General features: G+C 74.0%; 18 protein-coding genes and 1 tRNA gene. 4 read left to right on the forward strand and 15 right to left on the reverse strand.

Annotated elements, in window-relative coordinates:
- Nucleotides 1-9: 9 nt before the first annotated feature.
- Complete coding sequence (locus tag AC3D3D_RS07280) at nucleotides 10-1,242, forward strand: DUF4032 domain-containing protein (RefSeq protein ID WP_463662766.1); 1,233 nt, start codon at nucleotides 10-12, stop codon at nucleotides 1,240-1,242.
- An 80-nt stretch (nucleotides 1,243-1,322) separates the two neighbouring features.
- Here AC3D3D_RS07280 and AC3D3D_RS07285 read toward each other — a convergent pair whose 3' ends face one another.
- The 3 genes from AC3D3D_RS07285 to cysS are packed head-to-tail and all read right to left on the reverse strand — an operon-like array spanning nucleotide 1,323 to nucleotide 4,185.
- The gene (locus AC3D3D_RS07285) at nucleotides 1,323-1,700 is read right to left on the reverse strand and encodes a hypothetical protein (protein ID WP_463662765.1); all 378 of its coding nucleotides are present in this window, start codon (nucleotides 1,698-1,700) and stop codon (nucleotides 1,323-1,325) included.
- Nucleotides 1,697-2,740, reverse strand: coding sequence for a 23S rRNA (guanosine(2251)-2'-O)-methyltransferase RlmB (gene rlmB / locus AC3D3D_RS07290; RefSeq protein ID WP_463662764.1), 1,044 nt, complete (start codon nucleotides 2,738-2,740; stop codon nucleotides 1,697-1,699). Before rlmB ends, AC3D3D_RS07285 begins: the two co-directional genes overlap by 4 nt.
- Nucleotides 2,740-4,185: a cysteine--tRNA ligase gene (gene cysS, locus AC3D3D_RS07295; protein WP_463662763.1), complete on the reverse strand. Its 1,446-nt coding sequence runs from the start codon at nucleotides 4,183-4,185 to the stop codon at nucleotides 2,740-2,742. Before cysS ends, rlmB begins: the two co-directional genes overlap by 1 nt.
- A gap of 254 nt (nucleotides 4,186-4,439) precedes the next feature.
- Here cysS and AC3D3D_RS07300 point away from each other — a divergent pair, with 254 nt between their 5' ends.
- The gene (locus tag AC3D3D_RS07300; protein ID WP_463662790.1) at nucleotides 4,440-5,801 is read left to right on the forward strand and encodes an MFS transporter; all 1,362 of its coding nucleotides are present in this window, start codon (nucleotides 4,440-4,442) and stop codon (nucleotides 5,799-5,801) included.
- A 54-nt stretch (nucleotides 5,802-5,855) separates the two neighbouring features.
- On the opposite strand, the gene ispF is transcribed toward AC3D3D_RS07300, so the two are convergent.
- Genes ispF through AC3D3D_RS07315 form a run of 3 tightly spaced genes read right to left on the reverse strand, consistent with a single transcriptional unit; the run spans nucleotide 5,856 to nucleotide 7,661 of the window.
- Entirely contained in the window at nucleotides 5,856-6,338 is a 483-nt protein-coding gene (ispF, locus tag AC3D3D_RS07305; RefSeq protein ID WP_463662762.1) for a 2-C-methyl-D-erythritol 2,4-cyclodiphosphate synthase, read from the reverse strand.
- A gap of 10 nt (nucleotides 6,339-6,348) precedes the next feature.
- Nucleotides 6,349-7,101, reverse strand: coding sequence for a 2-C-methyl-D-erythritol 4-phosphate cytidylyltransferase (ispD, locus tag AC3D3D_RS07310; protein WP_463662761.1), 753 nt, complete (start codon nucleotides 7,099-7,101; stop codon nucleotides 6,349-6,351).
- A 20-nt stretch (nucleotides 7,102-7,121) separates the two neighbouring features.
- Nucleotides 7,122-7,661, reverse strand: coding sequence for a CarD family transcriptional regulator (locus tag AC3D3D_RS07315; RefSeq protein WP_463662760.1), 540 nt, complete (start codon nucleotides 7,659-7,661; stop codon nucleotides 7,122-7,124).
- 173 nt (nucleotides 7,662-7,834) lie between these two features.
- On the opposite strand from AC3D3D_RS07315, the gene AC3D3D_RS07320 reads away from it, so the two are divergent.
- Nucleotides 7,835-8,335, forward strand: a complete 501-nt coding sequence (locus AC3D3D_RS07320; RefSeq protein WP_463662759.1) for a hypothetical protein — start codon at nucleotides 7,835-7,837, stop codon at nucleotides 8,333-8,335.
- Between the two features lie 42 nt (nucleotides 8,336-8,377).
- Here AC3D3D_RS07320 and AC3D3D_RS07325 read toward each other — a convergent pair whose 3' ends face one another.
- On the reverse strand, nucleotides 8,378-9,067 hold the full coding sequence (locus AC3D3D_RS07325) for a response regulator (RefSeq protein WP_463662758.1): 690 nt from the start codon (nucleotides 9,065-9,067) through the stop codon (nucleotides 8,378-8,380).
- Nucleotides 9,068-10,282, reverse strand: a complete 1,215-nt coding sequence (locus AC3D3D_RS07330) for a sensor histidine kinase (protein WP_463662757.1) — start codon at nucleotides 10,280-10,282, stop codon at nucleotides 9,068-9,070.
- 160 nt (nucleotides 10,283-10,442) lie between these two features.
- On the opposite strand from AC3D3D_RS07330, the gene phoU reads away from it, so the two are divergent.
- Nucleotides 10,443-11,129 carry a phosphate signaling complex protein PhoU gene (gene phoU, locus AC3D3D_RS07335; RefSeq protein ID WP_463662756.1) on the forward strand — a complete coding sequence of 229 codons (687 nt, stop codon included), beginning with the start codon at nucleotides 10,443-10,445 and terminating at the stop codon, nucleotides 11,127-11,129.
- Between the two features lie 81 nt (nucleotides 11,130-11,210).
- Here phoU and AC3D3D_RS07340 read toward each other — a convergent pair whose 3' ends face one another.
- The 7 genes from AC3D3D_RS07340 to tmk form a co-directional block, all read right to left on the reverse strand.
- Nucleotides 11,211-11,948: a phosphoglyceromutase gene (locus tag AC3D3D_RS07340; protein WP_463662755.1), complete on the reverse strand. Its 738-nt coding sequence runs from the start codon at nucleotides 11,946-11,948 to the stop codon at nucleotides 11,211-11,213.
- A gap of 126 nt (nucleotides 11,949-12,074) precedes the next feature.
- Nucleotides 12,075-12,416, reverse strand: coding sequence for a histone-like nucleoid-structuring protein Lsr2 (locus AC3D3D_RS07345; RefSeq protein WP_463662754.1), 342 nt, complete (start codon nucleotides 12,414-12,416; stop codon nucleotides 12,075-12,077).
- Between the two features lie 255 nt (nucleotides 12,417-12,671).
- Nucleotides 12,672-13,001 (reverse strand): hypothetical protein, encoded by a 330-nt coding sequence (locus AC3D3D_RS07350; RefSeq protein ID WP_463662753.1) that lies wholly within the window; start codon nucleotides 12,999-13,001, stop codon nucleotides 12,672-12,674.
- Between the two features lie 99 nt (nucleotides 13,002-13,100).
- Nucleotides 13,101-13,176: transfer RNA gene (locus AC3D3D_RS07355), tRNA-Thr, on the reverse strand.
- A 168-nt stretch (nucleotides 13,177-13,344) separates the two neighbouring features.
- Entirely contained in the window at nucleotides 13,345-14,907 is a 1,563-nt protein-coding gene (locus AC3D3D_RS07360; RefSeq protein ID WP_463662752.1) for an alpha/beta hydrolase, read from the reverse strand.
- Between the two features lie 82 nt (nucleotides 14,908-14,989).
- The gene (locus AC3D3D_RS07365) at nucleotides 14,990-16,174 is read right to left on the reverse strand and encodes a DNA polymerase III subunit delta' (protein ID WP_463662751.1); all 1,185 of its coding nucleotides are present in this window, start codon (nucleotides 16,172-16,174) and stop codon (nucleotides 14,990-14,992) included.
- Nucleotides 16,171-16,905 carry a dTMP kinase gene (gene tmk / locus AC3D3D_RS07370; RefSeq protein ID WP_463662750.1) on the reverse strand — a complete coding sequence of 245 codons (735 nt, stop codon included), beginning with the start codon at nucleotides 16,903-16,905 and terminating at the stop codon, nucleotides 16,171-16,173. Before tmk ends, AC3D3D_RS07365 begins: the two co-directional genes overlap by 4 nt.
- Nucleotides 16,906-16,991: the final 86 nt, after the last annotated feature.

Consider the following 16,991-nt stretch of genomic DNA (forward strand, 5'->3'; position numbering starts at 1 on the left):
GGGAGCCGGGTGGCACAGGAGCGCCAGATCACGGCGTCCGTCGTGGACGCCGGGCTCATCGCGCTGCCCTGGGACACCCCCCTGGAGGACTGGCCCGACGACGTCCTGGCGGCCCTGCCCCGCGGCCTGTCCCGGCACGTGGTGCGCTTCGTGCGCACCACGTCCGGGCTGGTCGCGGTCAAGGAGATCGGCGAGACGGTCGCCTACCGCGAGTACGAGGTGCTGCGCACGCTCGGGCGGCTCGACGCACCGGCCGTCGAGCCGCTCGCGGTGGTCACCGGCCGCACCTCCCCCGAGGGCGAGCCGCTGAACTCCGCCCTGGTCACCCGCCACCTGGAGTACGCGCTGCCGTACCGCGCCCTGTTCAGCCAGCACATGCGCCCGGAGACCATCGGGCGGCTCATCGACGCCCTGGCCGTGCTGCTCGTGCGCCTGCACCTGCTGGGCTTCTTCTGGGGGGACGTCTCCCTGTCGAACACGCTGTTCCGCCGGGACGCCGGCGCCTTCGCCGCCTACCTCGTCGACGCAGAGACCGGCGAGCTGCACCCGCCGCTGTCCGACGCCAAGCGGTCCTACGACCTCGACCTCGCGCGGACGAACATCATCGGCGAGCTCATGGACCTCCAGGCCGGCGAGATCGCGCCGGAGGACATCGACACCATCGCCGTCGGCGACCAGATCGTCTCGCGCTACGAGTCGCTGTGGGCCGAGCTCACCCGCCGGGAGAGCTTCAGCGCCGGCGAGCTGTGGCGGGTCGAGCAGCGGATGAACCGGCTCAACGAGCTCGGCTACGACGTCGACGAGATCGACATCCGCACCGACGTGTCCGGCACGACGGTGTCCATCCAGCCCAAGGTCGTCGACGCGGGGCACTTCCACCGCCAGGTCATGCGGCTCACCGGCCTGGACGTGCAGGAGAACCAGGGCCGACGCATGCTCAACGACCTCGAGCAGTTCCGGGCCACCCGCGGCGGCACCGGGGACGACATCACCGTCGTCGCCCACGACTGGCTCGGCGAGGTCTTCGAGCCCACCGTGCGGGCGGTGCCGCGGGACCTGCGCCGCAAGCTCGAGCCGGCCGAGCTGTTCCACGAGATCCTCGAGCACCGCTGGTACATGTCGCAGGCGCAGGGCCGCGACGTGCCCACCGACGAGGCGGTGCAGTCCTACATCGAGAACGTCCTCACCCATCGTCGCGACGAGCGGCGCCTGCTCGACCCGCGCGAGACGCTGCCGGGCTGAGGGGCCCGGCCCGCGGCCGCGTCCGCCCGGAGGCGCATCCGCCCGGAGGCGGCTCGGCCCGGGGGCGGGTCGGTCCCGGGTCAGTCCGCCGGCGAGCCCGCGGGACGGGGCGGCAGGACGAGCCGGCCGGCGTCGTCGGTGTGCCGACGCGCGTAGGCCTGGACGAGGAGCTCACCGACCACGTCGGTGGCCAGCACGACGCCGGCGAGGCGGGCGAGCGTCCCTGGCCGGCGCAGCAGGGCGAGCGCCGTGACGCCCTCGAGGGCGACCAGCCCGCGCAGCACCCAGGGGCGCTCGACGGCGATCGCGCGGTAGAAGCCCCACAGGTCGCGCACGGCCAGGGGGATCTCGGGGTCGCGCTCGTCGAGCACGAGCCCGTCGCCGGCCAGCAGGGCCTCGGCGGCCCGGTCGAGGTACTCGTCCGTGGACGCGGGGCGCGGGTCGGTGCGCTCGCTCATCGCGGGTCCTCCTCCGTGGCGTCCCCCGGGGCGGGCGCCGCAGCCTCGTCGCGACGCCGGGAGACCTCGTACAGGGCGATGCCGGTGGCCACGGCGGCGTTGAGCGACTCGACGTCGGCCTCGATCGGGATCGACGCGACGACGTCGCAGGTCTCGCGCACGAGGCGGGAGAGCCCCTTGCCCTCCGAGCCGGTGACGAGCACGAGCGGCTCGGTGGCCAGGTCGAGGTCCCGGATCGAGACGGTGCCCTCGCCGTCGAGCCCGACGACGAAGCAGCCCGCCTTCTTCGCCTCGCCGAGCGCGCGGGTCAGGTTGGTCTCGCGGGCGACGGGGACGCGGGCGGCGGCACCGGCCGAGACCTTCCACACCGTCGAGCTCACGCCGGCCGAGCGGCGCTCGGGCAGCAGCACGCCGTCGGCGCCGAAGGCACCCGCCGAGCGCAGCACGGCACCGAGGTTGTGCGGGTCGGTGACCGAGTCGAGGGCGACGACCAGGGGCGGGTGCCCGCGGCGCGCGGCCCGCTCGAGCAGGTCGGGCAGCTCGAGGTAGCGGTAGGGCTCGACGGCGATCGCCACGCCCTGGTGGGTCCCGCCGTCGGTGAGGAGGTCGAGGTCCACCCGGGTGGTCTCCACGAGGGGGGCGCCGAGCGCGGTGGCGGTGCGCACGAGCTCGGCGAGCCGGTCGTCGGAGGCGGCCGCCCCGGAGATGAGCACGTGGGACATGGTGACCCCGGCCCGCACGGCCTCAGCCACGGGGTTGCGGCCGACGACGAGCTCGGAGTCGGCGGGGATGCCCAGGCGGTTGCGCAGCCGCGCGGCCCGGTCGGCCGCGAGCGCGGCCTGCGCCCGCGGGTCGGTGCCGGCCCGGCGTCGGTTGGACTCGGCGCGCTTCGCGGCCGGGTGGTAGCTGCGGTCCTCGGCCCTCGGCGTCGGGCCGCGCCCCTCGAGACCCTGGCGGCGCTGGCCGCCGGACCCCTTGGTCGGTGCCTTCTTCGAACCGGACTTCCGTACGGCGCCACGACGTTGGGAGTTGCCCGCCATCATCCGCCTCCCGTCACGTGCCAGCGGGCCCCGCCCGCGCCGTCCTCGACCGAGATCCCGGCCGAGGCGAGCCGGTCGCGCACGGCGTCCGCGCGCGCCCAGTCCTTGTCCGCACGCGCCGCGGAGCGCTCCTCGAGCGCCCCCTCGACGAGCGCGGCGAGCGCCGCGCGGAGGCGGTCGCCGCCGCCGGTCCCCGCCGACCCGAGGGTGCCCGTGCGCCAGGGCTCGGCGAGGGGGTCGAGCCCGAGCACGTCGAGCATCGCCCGCACGCGGACCTGCGCGGTGCGGGCCCGGTCCGCCTCCCCCTCGGCGAGCGCGGTGTTGCCCGCGCGCAGCTCGGCGTGGACGTGCGCGAGCGCGGCGGACACACCGAGGTCGTCGTCCATCGCCGCGGTGAAGGCCGCGGGCAGGGCGGCGTCGGCGGCCAGCTCCTCGGCCCCGGCCTCGCCGGCGACCTCCACGCTGCGCACGACGAAGGAGGTGATGCGCTCCCACTGGGCGGCGGCCTCGGCGAGGGAGACGTCGGAGAACTCCACCGCGCCCCGGTAGTGGACCGAGGCCAGCGCGAGGCGCACGACCGGCGCCTCGGAGCGGCGCAGGACCTCGGAGACGGTGAGCGCGTTGCCCAGGGACTTGCCCATCTTCTCGCCGGCCACGACCACCCACGCGTTGTGCATCCAGATCCGCGCGAACCCGTAGCCGGCGGCCCGGGACTGGGCCTGCTCGTTCTCGTGGTGCGGGAAGCGCAGGTCGATCCCGCCGCCGTGGATGTCGAACTCCTCGCCGAGGTAGCGGTGGGCCATCGTCGAGCACTCGAGGTGCCAGCCCGGCCGGCCGCGACCGTAGGGGGTGTCCCAGGCGGCCGAGGCGGGCTCCCCCGGTCGCGGTGCCTTCCACAGGGCGAAGTCCAGCGGGTCACGCTTGTCCGGGGCGGCGTCGGCCTCGTCGACGCCGGTGCTGCCGGCGCGCTGGTTGGTCAGCGACCCGTAGTCGGGGAAGGAGCGCACCGAGAAGTAGACGTTGCCGCTGTCGCCGGCGTACGCGTGCCCGCGCTCCTCGAGGCGCGCCATGAGGGCGACCATCTCGGTGACGTGCCCGGTGGCGCGCGGCTCGTAGGTGGGCGGCAGGACCCCCAGGGCCTGGTAGGCCGCGGTGAACTCGCGCTCGTAGCGGTAGGCCCACGCCCACCAGGGCACGCCCGCCTCCCCGGACTTGACGAGGATCTTGTCGTCGATGTCGGTGACGTTGCGCACGAGGGTGACGTCGAGCCCCGAGCGGCGCAGCCAGCGCACGAGCACGTCGAACGCGATCGCCGAGCGCAGGTGCCCGATGTGCGGGGCGCCCTGGACGGTGGCGCCGCACAGGTAGATGCCCACCCGTCCCGGGACGACCGGGTCGAGGGGGACCTCCCGGCGGGAGGCGCTGTCGTGCAGGTGCAGGCTCACCGGTCCAGACTAACGAGGAGCGGGCCCGGCGCCCGTGCACCGCGGGCGCCCGGGGCCAAAGTCACCTCGCAGACACCCGGTGGGGCTAGGTTGCGCGGGTGACCCACCCCCACTCCCCCGACTCCCCCGGTCCCGACCGCGCCCCCGTGCCGGCCTACGGCCCCGACGCCGTGTCGCAGTACGGCCCGCCGGGCGCGCAGGACGAGCTCGCCCCGACCACCGCCGACGAGGTCGCCCGCGCCGAGGCGCGGCGGATGTCCTCCGGCGGCACGGTCCTGGCCTGGGCGATGTGGGACTGGGCCTCGGCCGCCTTCAACGCCGTCATCACCACCTTCGTCTTCACCGTCTACCTCACCAACGAGGACCTGTTCGGGGAGGGGGCGGACGGCACGCTGGCCGTCGTCCTGGCGGTGGCGGGCGTCGTCGTCGCCCTCATCGCCCCGGTGACCGGGCAGCGGGCGGACCGCTCGGGCAACCGCGCCCTCAACCTCGCCCTGTACACCGGGGTGATCGCCGTGGTCACCGCGCTGCTCTTCCTCGTCCAGCCCGCGCAGCGGCCGGACGGCACCTTCGAGGAGCAGTGGCTCTGGCTCGGCCTCGTCCTGCTCGCCGTGGGCAACGTGGCCTCCGAGCTGGCCGGGGTCAGCTACAACGCCATGCTCAACGACATCTCCACCCCGCGCACGGTCGGCCGGATCTCCGGGTTCGGGTGGGGCATGGGCTACGTCGGCGGGATCGTCCTGCTGCTGGTGGTCTACTTCGGGCTCATCAACCCCGACGTCGGGCTGTTCGGCGTGACCAGCGAGGACGGCATGGACGTGCGGGTGACCACGCTCATCGCCGCCGCCTGGACCGCGATCTTCTCCGCCCCGCTCGTCGTCGGGTCGCTGCGGCAGGCCCGCCGCCTGCGCGAGCGCACGGACGGCGCCCAGGACAAGCCCCGGGAGTCGGTGCTCGAGTCCTACCGGCGCCTCTTCCGCACGGTGGCGGCCCTGTGGCGCACCGACCGTCGCACGGTGCAGTTCCTCGCCGCCTCGGCGGTCTTCCGCGACGGCCTGGCCGGGGTGTTCACCTTCGGCGGCATCATCGCCGCCGGGACCTTCGGGTTCAGCGCGGGCGAGGTCATCATCTTCGCCGTGGCAGCGAACGTCGTCGCCGGCCTGGCGACGATCACCTTCGGCCTGCTCGACGACCGGGTGGGCCCCAAGCCCGTCATCGTGCTGTCCCTGGTGTGCATGGTCATCGCCGGTCTGGGGATCTTCTTCCTCCACGACCTCGGGGCGGGGCTGTTCTGGGGCCTGGGCCTGACCCTGTGCATCTTCGTGGGACCGGCCCAGTCGGCCTCCCGCACGTTCCTCGCGCGGCTCATCCCGGCCGGCAAGGACGGCGAGGTGTTCGGGCTCTACGCCACCACCGGGCGGGCGGTGTCCTTCCTCGCGCCGGCGATGTTCGCCCTCGCCCTGGACACGGGCGAGGCGGTGACCGGCCTGTCCGGCAACGCCTCCCAGTACTGGGGGATCCTCGGCATCGTCCTCGTCCTGGCCGCGGGACTCGCGCTGCTGCTGCCGGTGCGCTCCGACGACGTCACCCCCGACCGGGCACGCGCCACGGCCTGAGGAGGACCTCGCCGACCGGACGGGCCCGAGGGGGCCCGGGGCGGCCGGGGCCCGTCAGGGGTGGCGGGCCACCAGCGCGGTGGCGAGCGCGGCGACGCCCTCGCCGCGCCCGGTGAGCCCGAGGCCGTCGCTCGTGGTGGCCGACAGCGACACGGGCGCCCCGAGGGCCGAGCTCATCGCCTCCTCCGCCTCGCCCCGGCGGGGGCCGAGCCGCGGGCTGTTCCCCACGACCTGCACCGCGACGTTGCCGATCGTCCAGCCGGCGGCGCGCACCCGGGCGCCCATCTCGGCGAGCAGCTCGGCACCCGAGGCACCCTTCCACCGCGGGTCGGAGGTGCCGATCTGGGTGCCCAGGTCCGCCATCCGCGCCGCGGACAGGACCGCGTCGCAGGCCGCGTGGGCGGCGACGTCGGCGTCGGAGTGGCCCTCGAGGCCGACGACGCCGGGCCAGTGCAGGCAGGCCAGCATCATCGGGCGCGCCGGGTCGGCCGAGACCGCGTGCACGTCGGTGCCGATGCCGGTGCGGGGCAGCTCCATGACCGCGAACCTACCGGTGCGCGCCGTCGGCGAGGACGAGCCCGGCGACCCGCAGGTCCCAGGCGGTGGTGATCTTCAGGGCGGCGGTGCTGCCCGGCACGAGCACGACGGTGCCGCCCAGGGCCTCGACGAGCCCGGCGTCGTCGGAGGCGGCCAGCGCCTCGTCGCACGCGCGGTGCGCGCCCTGCTCGTGCGCGGCACGCAGCACCTCGGCGGTGAAGCCCTGCGGGGTCTGGACCCCGCGCAGCTCGGCGCGCTCCACGGTGGCCAGCACCGGCTCGACGCCGTCGGCCAGGGGGGCGGAGACCCGCTTGAGGGTGTCGGTCACCGGCAGGGCGGGCACGACGGCGCCGTGCCCGGCACGGACGGCCGCCACGACGTCGCGGACCTGGGCGGGCGGGGTCAGGCAGCGGGCGGCGTCGTGCACGAGGACGACGTCCTGCCCCGCCGGCGTCGCCAGGGCCTCTAACGCGTCCAGCCCAGCCACGACCGAGGCCTGGCGGGTGGCGCCGCCCGGGGCGACGGCGAACGTCCCCGGATGCCCCTCGGCGGTGAGGACGCCGCCGGCGAGCGCCTCGACCTCGCCGATGCGGTCGGCCGGCGCCACGACGACGACGCTGTCCACGACGCCGGAGCGGGCCAGGCCGCGCAGGGCGTGCGCGAGCAGAGGCTCTCCGCCGAGCTCGACGAGGGCCTTGGGCCCGCGGGCGCCCAGGCGGGTGCCGGAGCCGGCCGCGACGAGCACGCAGTGGACGCGGTGCACGACCGTCCCCGGGCGGTCGGTCAGGAGGCGGGGACGTCGGCGGACTCGGCGGCAGCCGCCTCGGCCGCGGCGACGGCCCCGACCTCGAGGACCTCGTCGAGCAGGCGCTCGGCCTCCTCCTCGGAGACGTCCTTGGCCAGCGCCAGCTCGGAGGCGAGGATCTGGCGCGCTTTGGCCAGCATCCGCTTCTCGCCGGCGGACAGGCCACGGTCGGTGTCCCGGCGGGAGAGGTCGCGCACGACCTCGGCGACCTTGTTGATGTCGCCCGACGCGATCTTCTCGACGTTGGCCTTGTAGCGGCGCGACCAGTTGGTCGGCTCCTCGGTGTGGGGGGAGCGCAGGACCTCGAGCACACGCTCGAGCCCCTCCTCGCCGACGACGTCACGGACGCCGACCAGGTCGACGTTCTCCGCCGGGACCTGGATGCTCAGGTCGCCCTGGGCGACCCGGAGGTGGAGGTACGTCTTCTCCTCGCCCTTGATCTTCCGGATCGTGATGTCCTCGATGAGGGCGGCCCCGTGATGCGGGTAGACCACGGTCTCGCCCACTGCGAACGTCATGTGTGAAGTGCTCCCTCAGGCTTGGCGACGAACCATTCTACCACGCTGAAACGGCGTGATTCCGCGCCTCGTGGCGGGCCCGCGCACCGGGTCCCGGGCGGTGCGACCGCCCGTCCCCGCAGGTCTAGTACCCTCGGCGACAGATCCCACCTCGGCGACGAAGGAGCACGATCATGTCCGCCCACCAGCGCACGGCACGCGCGGGAGTCGTCCTCGTGTCCGCCGCCATGCTCTCGTCGTGCATGCTGGCCGCCGACGTGACCACTCTCAACGCCTACGCCCCCTCGGACGGCACCCGCATCCAGGTCGCCGACGACGTCGCGGTGGAGAACCTCCTCGTGCTGACGGAGGCCGAGGGCGAGGTCGGGCACGTCGTCGGCACCATCGTCAACAACACCGGCGAGCCGGCCACCGTGCTGCTCGACGTGGGCGAGACCGGTGCGCCCACCCCGTTCGAGGTCCCGGCTATGGACAACATCGCCCTGCACGAGGCCAACGTGACCATCGCGTCGGTCGAGGCCGCCCCGGGCTCGACGCTGGCGACCGCGGTCCAGGGTCCCGACGGCTTCGCCGACGTGCGCGAGATCCCCGTCCTCGACGGCACGCTCGAGGAGTACGCCGAGTTCCTCGAGCAGGCCCCCTCGCCGGAGTCCGGCTCGGAGTCCGCCTCCTGACCGCGGCGGGTGCCCGCGGTGCGGGCCCCGCCGGCGACGCGGTCAGTCCGCGTCCGTGACCAGCTTGTAGCCCAGCCCCCGCACGGTGTGCAGCATCTGCGGGTTGGCCGGGTCCACCTCGATCTTGCCGCGCACGCGCTTGACGTGGACGTCGAGCGTCTTGGTGTCGCCGTGGTAGTTCGGGCCCCAGATCCGGTCGATGAGCTGACCGCGGGTGAGCACCCGGTCGGGGTTGCGCAGGAAGAGCTCGAGCAGCTCGAACTCCCGCAGCGGCATGGCCACCGACTCACCGTCCACGGAGATCTCGTGCCGGTCGACGTCCATCCGGACGCGGCCCACGGACAGCACCGAGCTCTCCCCCGCCTCGACCGGGGTGCCGCGGCGCAGGACGGCGCGCACCCGGGCGACGAGCTCGCGGTAGGAGTAGGGCTTGGTGACGTAGTCGTCCGCGCCGAGCTCGAGCCCCACCACCTTGTCGATCTCCGAGTCCTTGGCCGTGAGCATGATGACGGGGACCTGCGAGCGCTGGCGCAGCTGGCGGCAGACCTCGGTGCCGGACAGGCCCGGGAGCATGAGGTCGAGCAGGACGAGGTCGGCGCCGTGCCGGTCGAAGGCCGCCACGGCCTCGGCCCCGTCGCCGACCGCCTCCACGGTAAACCCGTCCCGCTCGAGCTTGAACGTCAGGGTCTCGCGGTAGGTCTGCTCGTCCTCGACCAGCAGGATCTTCGTCATTCAGCTCTCCTCGTTCGCTGTCACGTGTCGGGGCTCGGCGCTCTCGGCGTCGGCCCCTGAGGTGGGTGTCGGTGTCGCTCCCGGCTCCTGGGCCTCGGGAAGGACGAGTGTGAAGGTCGAGCCGCGGCCCTCGGTGGACCACAGCTCCGCGCGTCCGCCGTGGTCGGCGGCGACGTGCTTGACGATGCTCAGACCCAGGCCCGAGCCGCCGGTCTCCCGCGAGCGGGCCAGGTCGCCGCGGAAGAAGCGCTCGAAGACCCGGTCGCGGGCGTCGGCCGGGATGCCCGGCCCCTGGTCGACGACGGCGACCCGGATGAGGCCGCCCGCGTGCGAGACCCCGACGGAGGCCGTCGAGCCCGCCGGCGAGTAGCGCACCGCGTTGTCGAGCAGGTTGCGCACCGCGGTGGTGAGCATGGCCTGGTCCCCGTAGAGGCGCAGGCCCTTCGTCCCCCCGGACCGGATGGTGACCTCGCGGGCGTCGGCCTCGACCCGCACGCGGTCCACGGCCTCGGTGACGACCTCGTCGACCTCGACGACGGTGGGGTCCACCAGCGCGTCGGGCTCCTGGAGCCGGGAGAGGTCGATGATGTCCTGGACGAGCTCGGCCAGCCGCTGCGACTCGGTCTGCATCTTGGTGGCGAAGTGCCGCACGGAGTCCGGCTCGTCGGCGACGTCCTCGACCGTCTCCGCGAGCAGGGACAGGGCGCCGACCGGGGTCTTGAGCTCGTGGGAGACGTTGGCGACGAAGTCACGGCGCATGTCCTCCACGCGGCGCGCGCTCGTGCGGTCCTCGGCCAGCAGCAGCACCCGGCCGTCCTTGAGGGCGGCGACGCGGACCTGGAGGTGGACGGTCCCGGCGCCGGCGACCGGGCCGCGCGGCAGCGCGAGCTCGACGTCGCGGATCTGCCCGTCGCGCCGCAGCCGGGCCACCATCTCCGCCAGGGGTGCGTGGGCGAGCCGGTCGTGGCGCACGAGCCCGAAGCCGTAGGCGGCCGACGACGCGCGCACGACGTCGTCGTCCGCGTCGAGGACCACGATCGACTGCGGAAGGACCGTGAGGACGGAGATGACGTCGTCCTCCAGGCCTGCGGGGCTGCCGGGGGCGTCGAGCTCGGCGGCGCGCTCGCGGTCGGAGGCGCGCAGCACCAGGCCTGCTCCGAGCCCCACGAGGAGCCCGAGCACGGCGACGACGAGCAGCTGCCAGGTGTCCTGCACTCCCCGAGGTTAAGCCGAGCGGGAGCGGTTCACCCACCGAGCGCCGCCCCGTCCCCGGCCCGCCACCGCACGTCCACCGGGAGTTCACCGGGGACGTCTTGGCTACCCTTGGACCGTGCGGCCGCGAGACGGCCGCCTACCCGGATGCGTCGGAGGCGACATGCGCAAGATCTTCACCCACGACCTGGAGCAGCTCCAGGACAACCTGGTGCGGCTCGCCGAGGCGAGCTGCCAGGCGATGACCAAGGCCGCGGAGGCCCTGCGGACGGCCAACCTCCAGCTGGCCGAGCAGGTGATCGACGCCGACGACCGGATCGACGAGCTCGACCGTCAGCTCAACGAGCAGGGCATCGCGCTGCTCGCCCTGCAGGCCCCGGTCTCGCGCGACCTGCGCCAGATCATCTCGGCCCTGCGCCTGTCGGGCACCATCGAGCGCATGGGCGACCTCGCCCAGCACGTCGCCTTCGTCGCCCGCGGCCGCTTCCCCGACCAGGTGGTCGGCGGGTCCGCGCACGACCTGCTGGTGGAGATGGCCGACGAGGCCGTCCGGGTCGCCGAGGACGTCGTCGAGCTCATCCGCGGCGCGGACCTCGACAAGGCCCGCGAGCTGGAGGAGAAGGACAACATCCTCGACGCCCTCCACCTGCGCACCTTCGAGACCGTCCTCGACGACTCGATCGACCTCAGCCGCCAGGAGATCGTCGACATCATCCTCCTGGGCCGCTACCTCGAGCGTTTCGGGGACCACGGCGTCTCGGCCGCCCAGCGGATCAACTACCTGGTCACCGGCACCACCGACACCGAGAGCCTCGGCGCGGACCCGTCGACCGACCCCGGCGACGCCTGACCGGCGCCCGGACCCGCTGACGACGACGGCGCCCGCCCACCTCACGGTGGGCGGGCGCCGTCGTCGTCGTGCGCCTGGGTCCTAGCGGCCCTGGTTGGCGACCACCTCGATCGCCGCGGCGGCGGCGTCGGGGTCGAGGTAGGTCCCGCCCGGGGTCAGCGGGCGCAGGTCCTCGTCGAGCTCGTAGAGCAGCGGGATGCCGGTGGGCACGTTGAGGCCGGAGATGGTCTCGTCGTCGATGCCGTCGAGGTGCTTGATGATGGCCCGCAGGGAGTTGCCGTGCGCGGCGACCAGGACGGTCTTCCCGGCACGCAGGTCCGGCACGATCTCGCCGTCCCAGTAGGGCAGGGCCCGCTCGAGGACGTCCTTGAGGCACTCCGCGGCCGGGATGGGCTCACCGGCGTAGCGCGGGTCGGCGTCCTGGCTGAACTCGGAGCCGGCCTCGATCGGCGGCGGCGGGACGTCGTAGGAGCGACGCCACTGCATGAACTGCTCCTCGCCGTACTCGTCGCGGATCTCCTTCTTGTTCTTCCCCTGGAGCGCGCCGTAATGGCGCTCGTTGAGGCGCCAGTGCCGCCTGACCGGGATCCAGTGCAGGTCCGCGGCGTCGAGGGCGAGGTTGGCGGTGGAGATCGCGCGCCGCAGCAGCGAGGTGTGCAGGACGTCGGGGCGCACGCCCGCGTCGGTCAGCAGGGTGCCGCCGCGGCGGGCCTCCTCGACGCCCTTGTCCGAGAGCGGGACGTCGACCCATCCGGTGAAGAGGTTCTTCGCGTTCCATTCGCTCTCGCCGTGACGGAGCAGCACAAGTCGGTAGCTCATGGGTTCATCCTTCCACCTCGTCGCCGCGGGGGCGACGCCGGTCCGCGAGCCCGACGGCGGACGTGCGACGGCCCGCGGACCCGGTGGGTCCGGCGGGCCCGTCGCCGTATCCGTGGCCGTGGCCGGTCAGCGGTTGTTGTACTGCTCCACGATCTCGGCCTTGATGCGACCGCGGTCGCTGACCTCGATGTTGTTCTCCCGGGCCCACTCGCGGATGGCCTGGGCCTCGGAGCTGCTCGTGCGCGAGCGGCGGGGCGCCGACGACGAGCGCGCGGTGCCCTTCCCACGGGTGCCGCGCACCGGACGAGCGCCCGCGATCCACGGGGCCAGGGCCTCGCGGAACTTCGCCGCGTTGGCGTCCGAGAGGTCGATCTCGAAACGCTCGCCGTCCAGCGCGAAGGTGACGGTGGAGTCGGCGGGAGAACCGTCGAGATCGTCGATGAGCTTGGTGATCGTCTGTCGAACCATGAATGACCCTCCCCGGTCGTGTGTGACCGACGACTGAAGATGTTCATCGGCTGAAAGAACAATAGAACGATATGCGCGCCGATGTCATCCCGATTCGGGTGGTCGGCCATATTTATCGACCATTTGCGTGAGGAATCGCACGCCGGGCACCATCCGTCGGCATCTGAATAGGCGAGATCGACGACGGATTCTCGCGCGGTGGGCGAGTGGATGCCCGCGCGGGGTGCGCGAATGTCGCCCTGAATTGTCGGTGGTTTACTCGCGGTCCGTCGCCGCGGGGCGCCGGGCCTCGGACGCCCCGGCGTGCTGCGCCGCCGCGTCCTGGGGCGTGGCGTCCTGCGCCGCGGGTGCCTCGTCGTCGGGCTCACCCTGCGCGGGCCGGTCCTGCGCGGCGGCCTGATGCGCACCGGCCACCGAGGACCGCGAGGGGGGCAGGGGCGCAAGATCGAGATCGGGGTGCGCCTCGCGGAATGCCTTCTCGGCCGCACGTTCGGAACGGTCCGCGCCGAGCACCGCCCGAAGGATGACGACCAGCGCGATCAGCAGGCCGACCGGCGGCACGAGGGCGATCACGTAGTCCATCACCGCTCCAGGATAGCCCTCGGCCCCGACGGGGGGATATCCGGGGCGAGGGGCGCGGCCACGGGCCGCGCGCATGGTCTCGGCGTCATCGATGGACGCCGGTGGAGCCGCCTGGGAGAATCGAACTCCCGACCTATTCATTACGAGTGAATCGCTCTGCCGACTGAGCTAAGGCGGCCTGCCGCCCGCGGGCAGCGCCGTCCATGCTAGCGGCCACCCTCACGCTCGGACGACCCGGACGGACGCGCCATACGTCACACCGCGCGGCGCCCCCGCCCGGTTCGGGCGGGGGCGCCGGTGCGCGAGGTGGTGGGGGCCGGCTGCCGCGGGGCCGGCCTCCCACCGGTCAGCAGGTGAGCTCGTCCTCGGGCGCGGTGCCCTCGAGGAAGTAGGCGTCGACGGCGTCCTGGACGCAGTCGTTGGAGCGGCCGTAGGCGGTGTGCCCCTCGCCCTCGTAGGTCACCAGGACGCCCTCCTCGAGCTGGGAGGCCAGACCCTCGGCCCACTCGTAGGGGGTGGCCGGGTCGCCGGTGGTGCCGATGACGACGATCGGGCCGGAGCCGCTCGCCGAGACCGGTCCGGGCTCCCGCTCGGACTGGTAGGGGAAGTTGAGGCACAGGTGGTCGTTGCTGCCGCCGAAGAACTGCCCGAAGGAGGGGGCGACCTCCTCGAGCTGCTCGAGCTGGTCGGCGAGCTCCTCCTCGCTCAGCTCGCGGGCCGGGTAGTCGAGGCAGTTGATCGCCCAGTTGGCCTCGGTGGAGTTGTCGGCGAAGGTGCCGTCGGAGTTGCGCACGTTGTACAGGTCGGCGAACTGCAGGAGGGTCGCCCCGCTGCCGGCGTTGATGGCCTCCTGGAGCGCGGCGGTCAGCGCGGGCCAGCTGGCCTCGTCGTACATCGGGGTGATGATGCCGGTGAAGGCGAGCGACTGGGTCAGCGGTCGGTCGTCGTCGCCGGTGGACAGCGGGTTGGCCTCGGCGGACTCCAGCAGCTCGACGATCTGGTCGGCGCCGTCGTCGACGCTACCGGTCAGGGGGCACAGCGGCCCCGACTGGCAGTCCTCGATGTAGGCGCGCAGCGCGCCCTCGAAGCCGCCGGCCTGGCCGAGGGTGACGTCGAAGCTCTCCGAGGTCGGGTCCAGCGCGCCGTCGAGGACCATCTGGCCGACGTTCTCGGGGAACAGGTCGGCGTAGGTCGAGCCGAGGAAGGTGCCGTAGGAGTAGCCGAGGTAGTCGAGTTCCGTCTCGCCGAGCGCGGCCCGCACGACGTCCATGTCACGGGCGGCGGACTCGGTGTCGACGTTCCCGGCCAGCTCGCCGGACTGCGCCTCGCAGCCGTCGCCGATGAGCTGGGCGTCGGCGTCCCAGGCCGCGTCGCCCTCGTCGGTCTCGGGGTAGTCGGTGGACAGGATGCGGTCGAGCTCGGCGTCGTCGACGCAGTCGATCTGGGCGGAGTTCTGCACGCCGCGGGGGTCGAAACCGACGACGTCGTAGACGGCGGTGACCTCCGGGGAGATCGAGGAGGTGGCGTACTCGACGAACTCCACGCCGGAGCCGCCGGGGCCGCCGGGGTTGATGAGCATCGACCCGACCGGCTCCCCCTCGCTCGCGGGCAGCCGCTTGAGGGCCAGGTCGATCGACTCCCCCTCGGGGTCGTCATAGTCGAGGGGCACCTCGATGTCCGCGCACTCGAAGCCGTCGTCGCAGTCGCTCCACTCGACGTCCTGCTCGTAGTACTCCTCGAGGCCGTCCGGGGCCGGGGGCATCTCGCCCGAGCCCTCGGCGCCCGCACCGTCGGTGCCGGCCTCACTGCCCGTCTCGGGGTCGTCGGGGGGCGTCCCGTCGCCGCTGCACGCGGCGAGGACGAGCGCCGCTGCGGCGACGGTGGGCAGGAGTCTGGTCAGCCTCGGCATGCTCACCAAAATAAGGCACGCACGGTCCGCCGTCGGTACCGGACGGCCGGGGAGCCCTCCCCGTCACCTGGTGGTTCGCTGGTCAGAGTCGCGCCAGGTCGGTGCCCGACCACAGCTCGACCATGAGCGCCTCGGTGGCCAGCAGCGGGGGCACGTTGAGCGTGAGGCGCGTGCGGGCCGTCGCCACCGCGTCCATGCGCCGCAGCGTGGCCTCGGCGGTCGACCCTGCGGCGAGCCGATCGACGGTGTCCGCCGCGGCGGTGTTGACGAGCTGGACGTCGGAGCCGAGCTGGCGCAGCAGGACGTCGCGGTAGAGCGACATGAGGACCAGGAGGGAGCCGTCGAGGACGTCGCGCTGGGCGCGGGTGGTGCGCCGCTTCTGCTCCTCCTCGAGCTGGCGCACCTGGGCGCGCAGGGCCGGCGGGAGGCGGCCGCCCTCCTCGGCGCCGAGCGTGCGCATGAGCTCGGCCCGCTCGGCGGCGTTGCGGTCCTCGCTGCGCGCGGCGGCGTCCTCGGCGGCGATCTCGACGAGCCGGGCGGCGGCCAGCACCGCGTCGCCCACCGAGCGCAGCCCGAGCGGGACCGCCAGCAGCTCGCGACGGCGCTCCCGCGCGTCGGGGTGCAGGGCCAGGCGCCGGGCGAGCCCCACGTGGGACTGGGCGGCGTGCGCGGCCTCGAGGGCGAGCTCGGGATCGACGCCGTCGCGTCGCGCGAGCAGCTCGGCGACGGCACGCGGGTCGGGGATGCGCAGGTCGATCGAGCGGCAGCGCGAGCGGATGGTGGTGACGACGTCGCGCGGGCTCGGCGCGCACAGCAGCCACACGGTGCGTGCCGGTGGCTCCTCGATCGACTTGAGCAGCAGGTTCGACGTGCGCTCGACCATCCGGTCGGCGTCCTCGACGATGACCACGCGCCACGCGCCGGAGCCGGGGGCGCGCTGGGCGAGGGTGACGAGGTCGCGGACCTCGTCGATCGAGATGGTCACCTTCTCGGTGGCCAGGACGGTGACGTCGGCGTGCGCGCCGGACAGCGCCGTCGTGCAGCCGGTGCAGGTCCCGCAGCCAGGCTCGCCCTCGGCGGTGCACAGCAGGGCGGCGGCGAAGGCGCGGGCGGCCACCGAGCGGCCGGAGCCGGGCGGTCCGGTGACGAGCCAGGCGTGGGTCATGGCGGCGGCCTGGCCGTCCTCCCCGGCGCGGGCGGCGCGGGCGGCCGCGGCGAGGGTCGCCACCACCTGGTCCTGGCCGACGAGGCTGTCCCAGACGCTCATGCGGCACCGGGCCCTCTCGCGTCGGTACCGGTACCGACATCGGTGCCCGCGTCGGCATCGGTCCCGGCGTCGGCGTGCGTGCCGGCCGCAGCCTCCGCGCCGGCGGCAGCATCGGCGTCGAGCAGGGGTGCCACGATCGCGCGGACGCGCCCGTGGACCTGGTCGGGGGTGCCGTCGGCGTCGACCAGGCGGACCCGGTCAGGCTCGGCGGCCGCGATCCGGGCGAACTCCGCGCGCACGCGGGCGTGGAAGTCGTCCCCGGCGGCCTCGAGCCGGTCGGCCCGCCCGGTGCGGCGGGCGGCGGCCGCGGCGGGGTCGATGTCGAGCAGGAGGGTGAGGTCGGGGGTCAGGCCGGCGGTGGCCCAGGCGGACAGCTCGCGCACCTCGTCGGTGCCCAGGTCGCGGGCGGCGCCCTGGTAGGCGACCGAGGAGTCGGTGTAGCGGTCGGTGACGACGACGGCGCCGCGGGCCAGCGCGGGGCGCACGACCGTGGCGACGTGGTGGGCGCGGTCGGCGGCGTACAGCAGGGCCTCGGCGCGGGCGTCGACGTGCTCGCCGTGCAGGATGAGCCGGCGCAGCTCGGCGCCCAGTTCGGTACCGCCCGGCTCCCGGGTGGCCACCACCTCGCGGCCCAGGCCGGTGAGCCAGTCGACGAGCATGCGCTGCTGCGTGGACTTGCCGGCGCCGTCGCCACCCTCGAGGGACACGAACAGCGCGCGTGGGGTGGTCACCGGTCCAGGGTATCGACGCCCGCCCACGGCGCCTGCCGAGGGCGGGTGCCTGTGGACGGGGCGGCCGTGGACCCGGCGGCCGTGGA

It is taken from the genome of Georgenia sp. X1117 (assembly GCF_057784635.1).

Coding starts and splice junctions, on each gene's coding strand:
- AC3D3D_RS07360 (WP_463662752.1), bottom strand. CDS start 14,907: ATGCCGAGGCTGACCAGACTCCTGCCCACCGTCGCCGCAGCGGCGCTC.
- AC3D3D_RS07340 (WP_463662755.1), bottom strand. CDS start 11,948: ATGAGCTACCGACTTGTGCTGCTCCGTCACGGCGAGAGCGAATGGAAC.
- AC3D3D_RS07365 (WP_463662751.1), bottom strand. CDS start 16,174: ATGAGCGTCTGGGACAGCCTCGTCGGCCAGGACCAGGTGGTGGCGACC.
- AC3D3D_RS07285 (WP_463662765.1), bottom strand. CDS start 1,700: ATGAGCGAGCGCACCGACCCGCGCCCCGCGTCCACGGACGAGTACCTC.
- AC3D3D_RS07345 (WP_463662754.1), bottom strand. CDS start 12,416: ATGGTTCGACAGACGATCACCAAGCTCATCGACGATCTCGACGGTTCT.
- AC3D3D_RS07300 (WP_463662790.1), top strand. CDS start 4,440: ATGTCCTCCGGCGGCACGGTCCTGGCCTGGGCGATGTGGGACTGGGCC.
- AC3D3D_RS07315 (WP_463662760.1), bottom strand. CDS start 7,661: ATGACGTTCGCAGTGGGCGAGACCGTGGTCTACCCGCATCACGGGGCC.
- ispF (WP_463662762.1), bottom strand. CDS start 6,338: ATGGAGCTGCCCCGCACCGGCATCGGCACCGACGTGCACGCGGTCTCG.
- phoU (WP_463662756.1), top strand. CDS start 10,443: ATGCGCAAGATCTTCACCCACGACCTGGAGCAGCTCCAGGACAACCTG.
- AC3D3D_RS07320 (WP_463662759.1), top strand. CDS start 7,835: ATGTCCGCCCACCAGCGCACGGCACGCGCGGGAGTCGTCCTCGTGTCC.
- AC3D3D_RS07325 (WP_463662758.1), bottom strand. CDS start 9,067: ATGACGAAGATCCTGCTGGTCGAGGACGAGCAGACCTACCGCGAGACC.
- rlmB (WP_463662764.1), bottom strand. CDS start 2,740: ATGGCGGGCAACTCCCAACGTCGTGGCGCCGTACGGAAGTCCGGTTCG.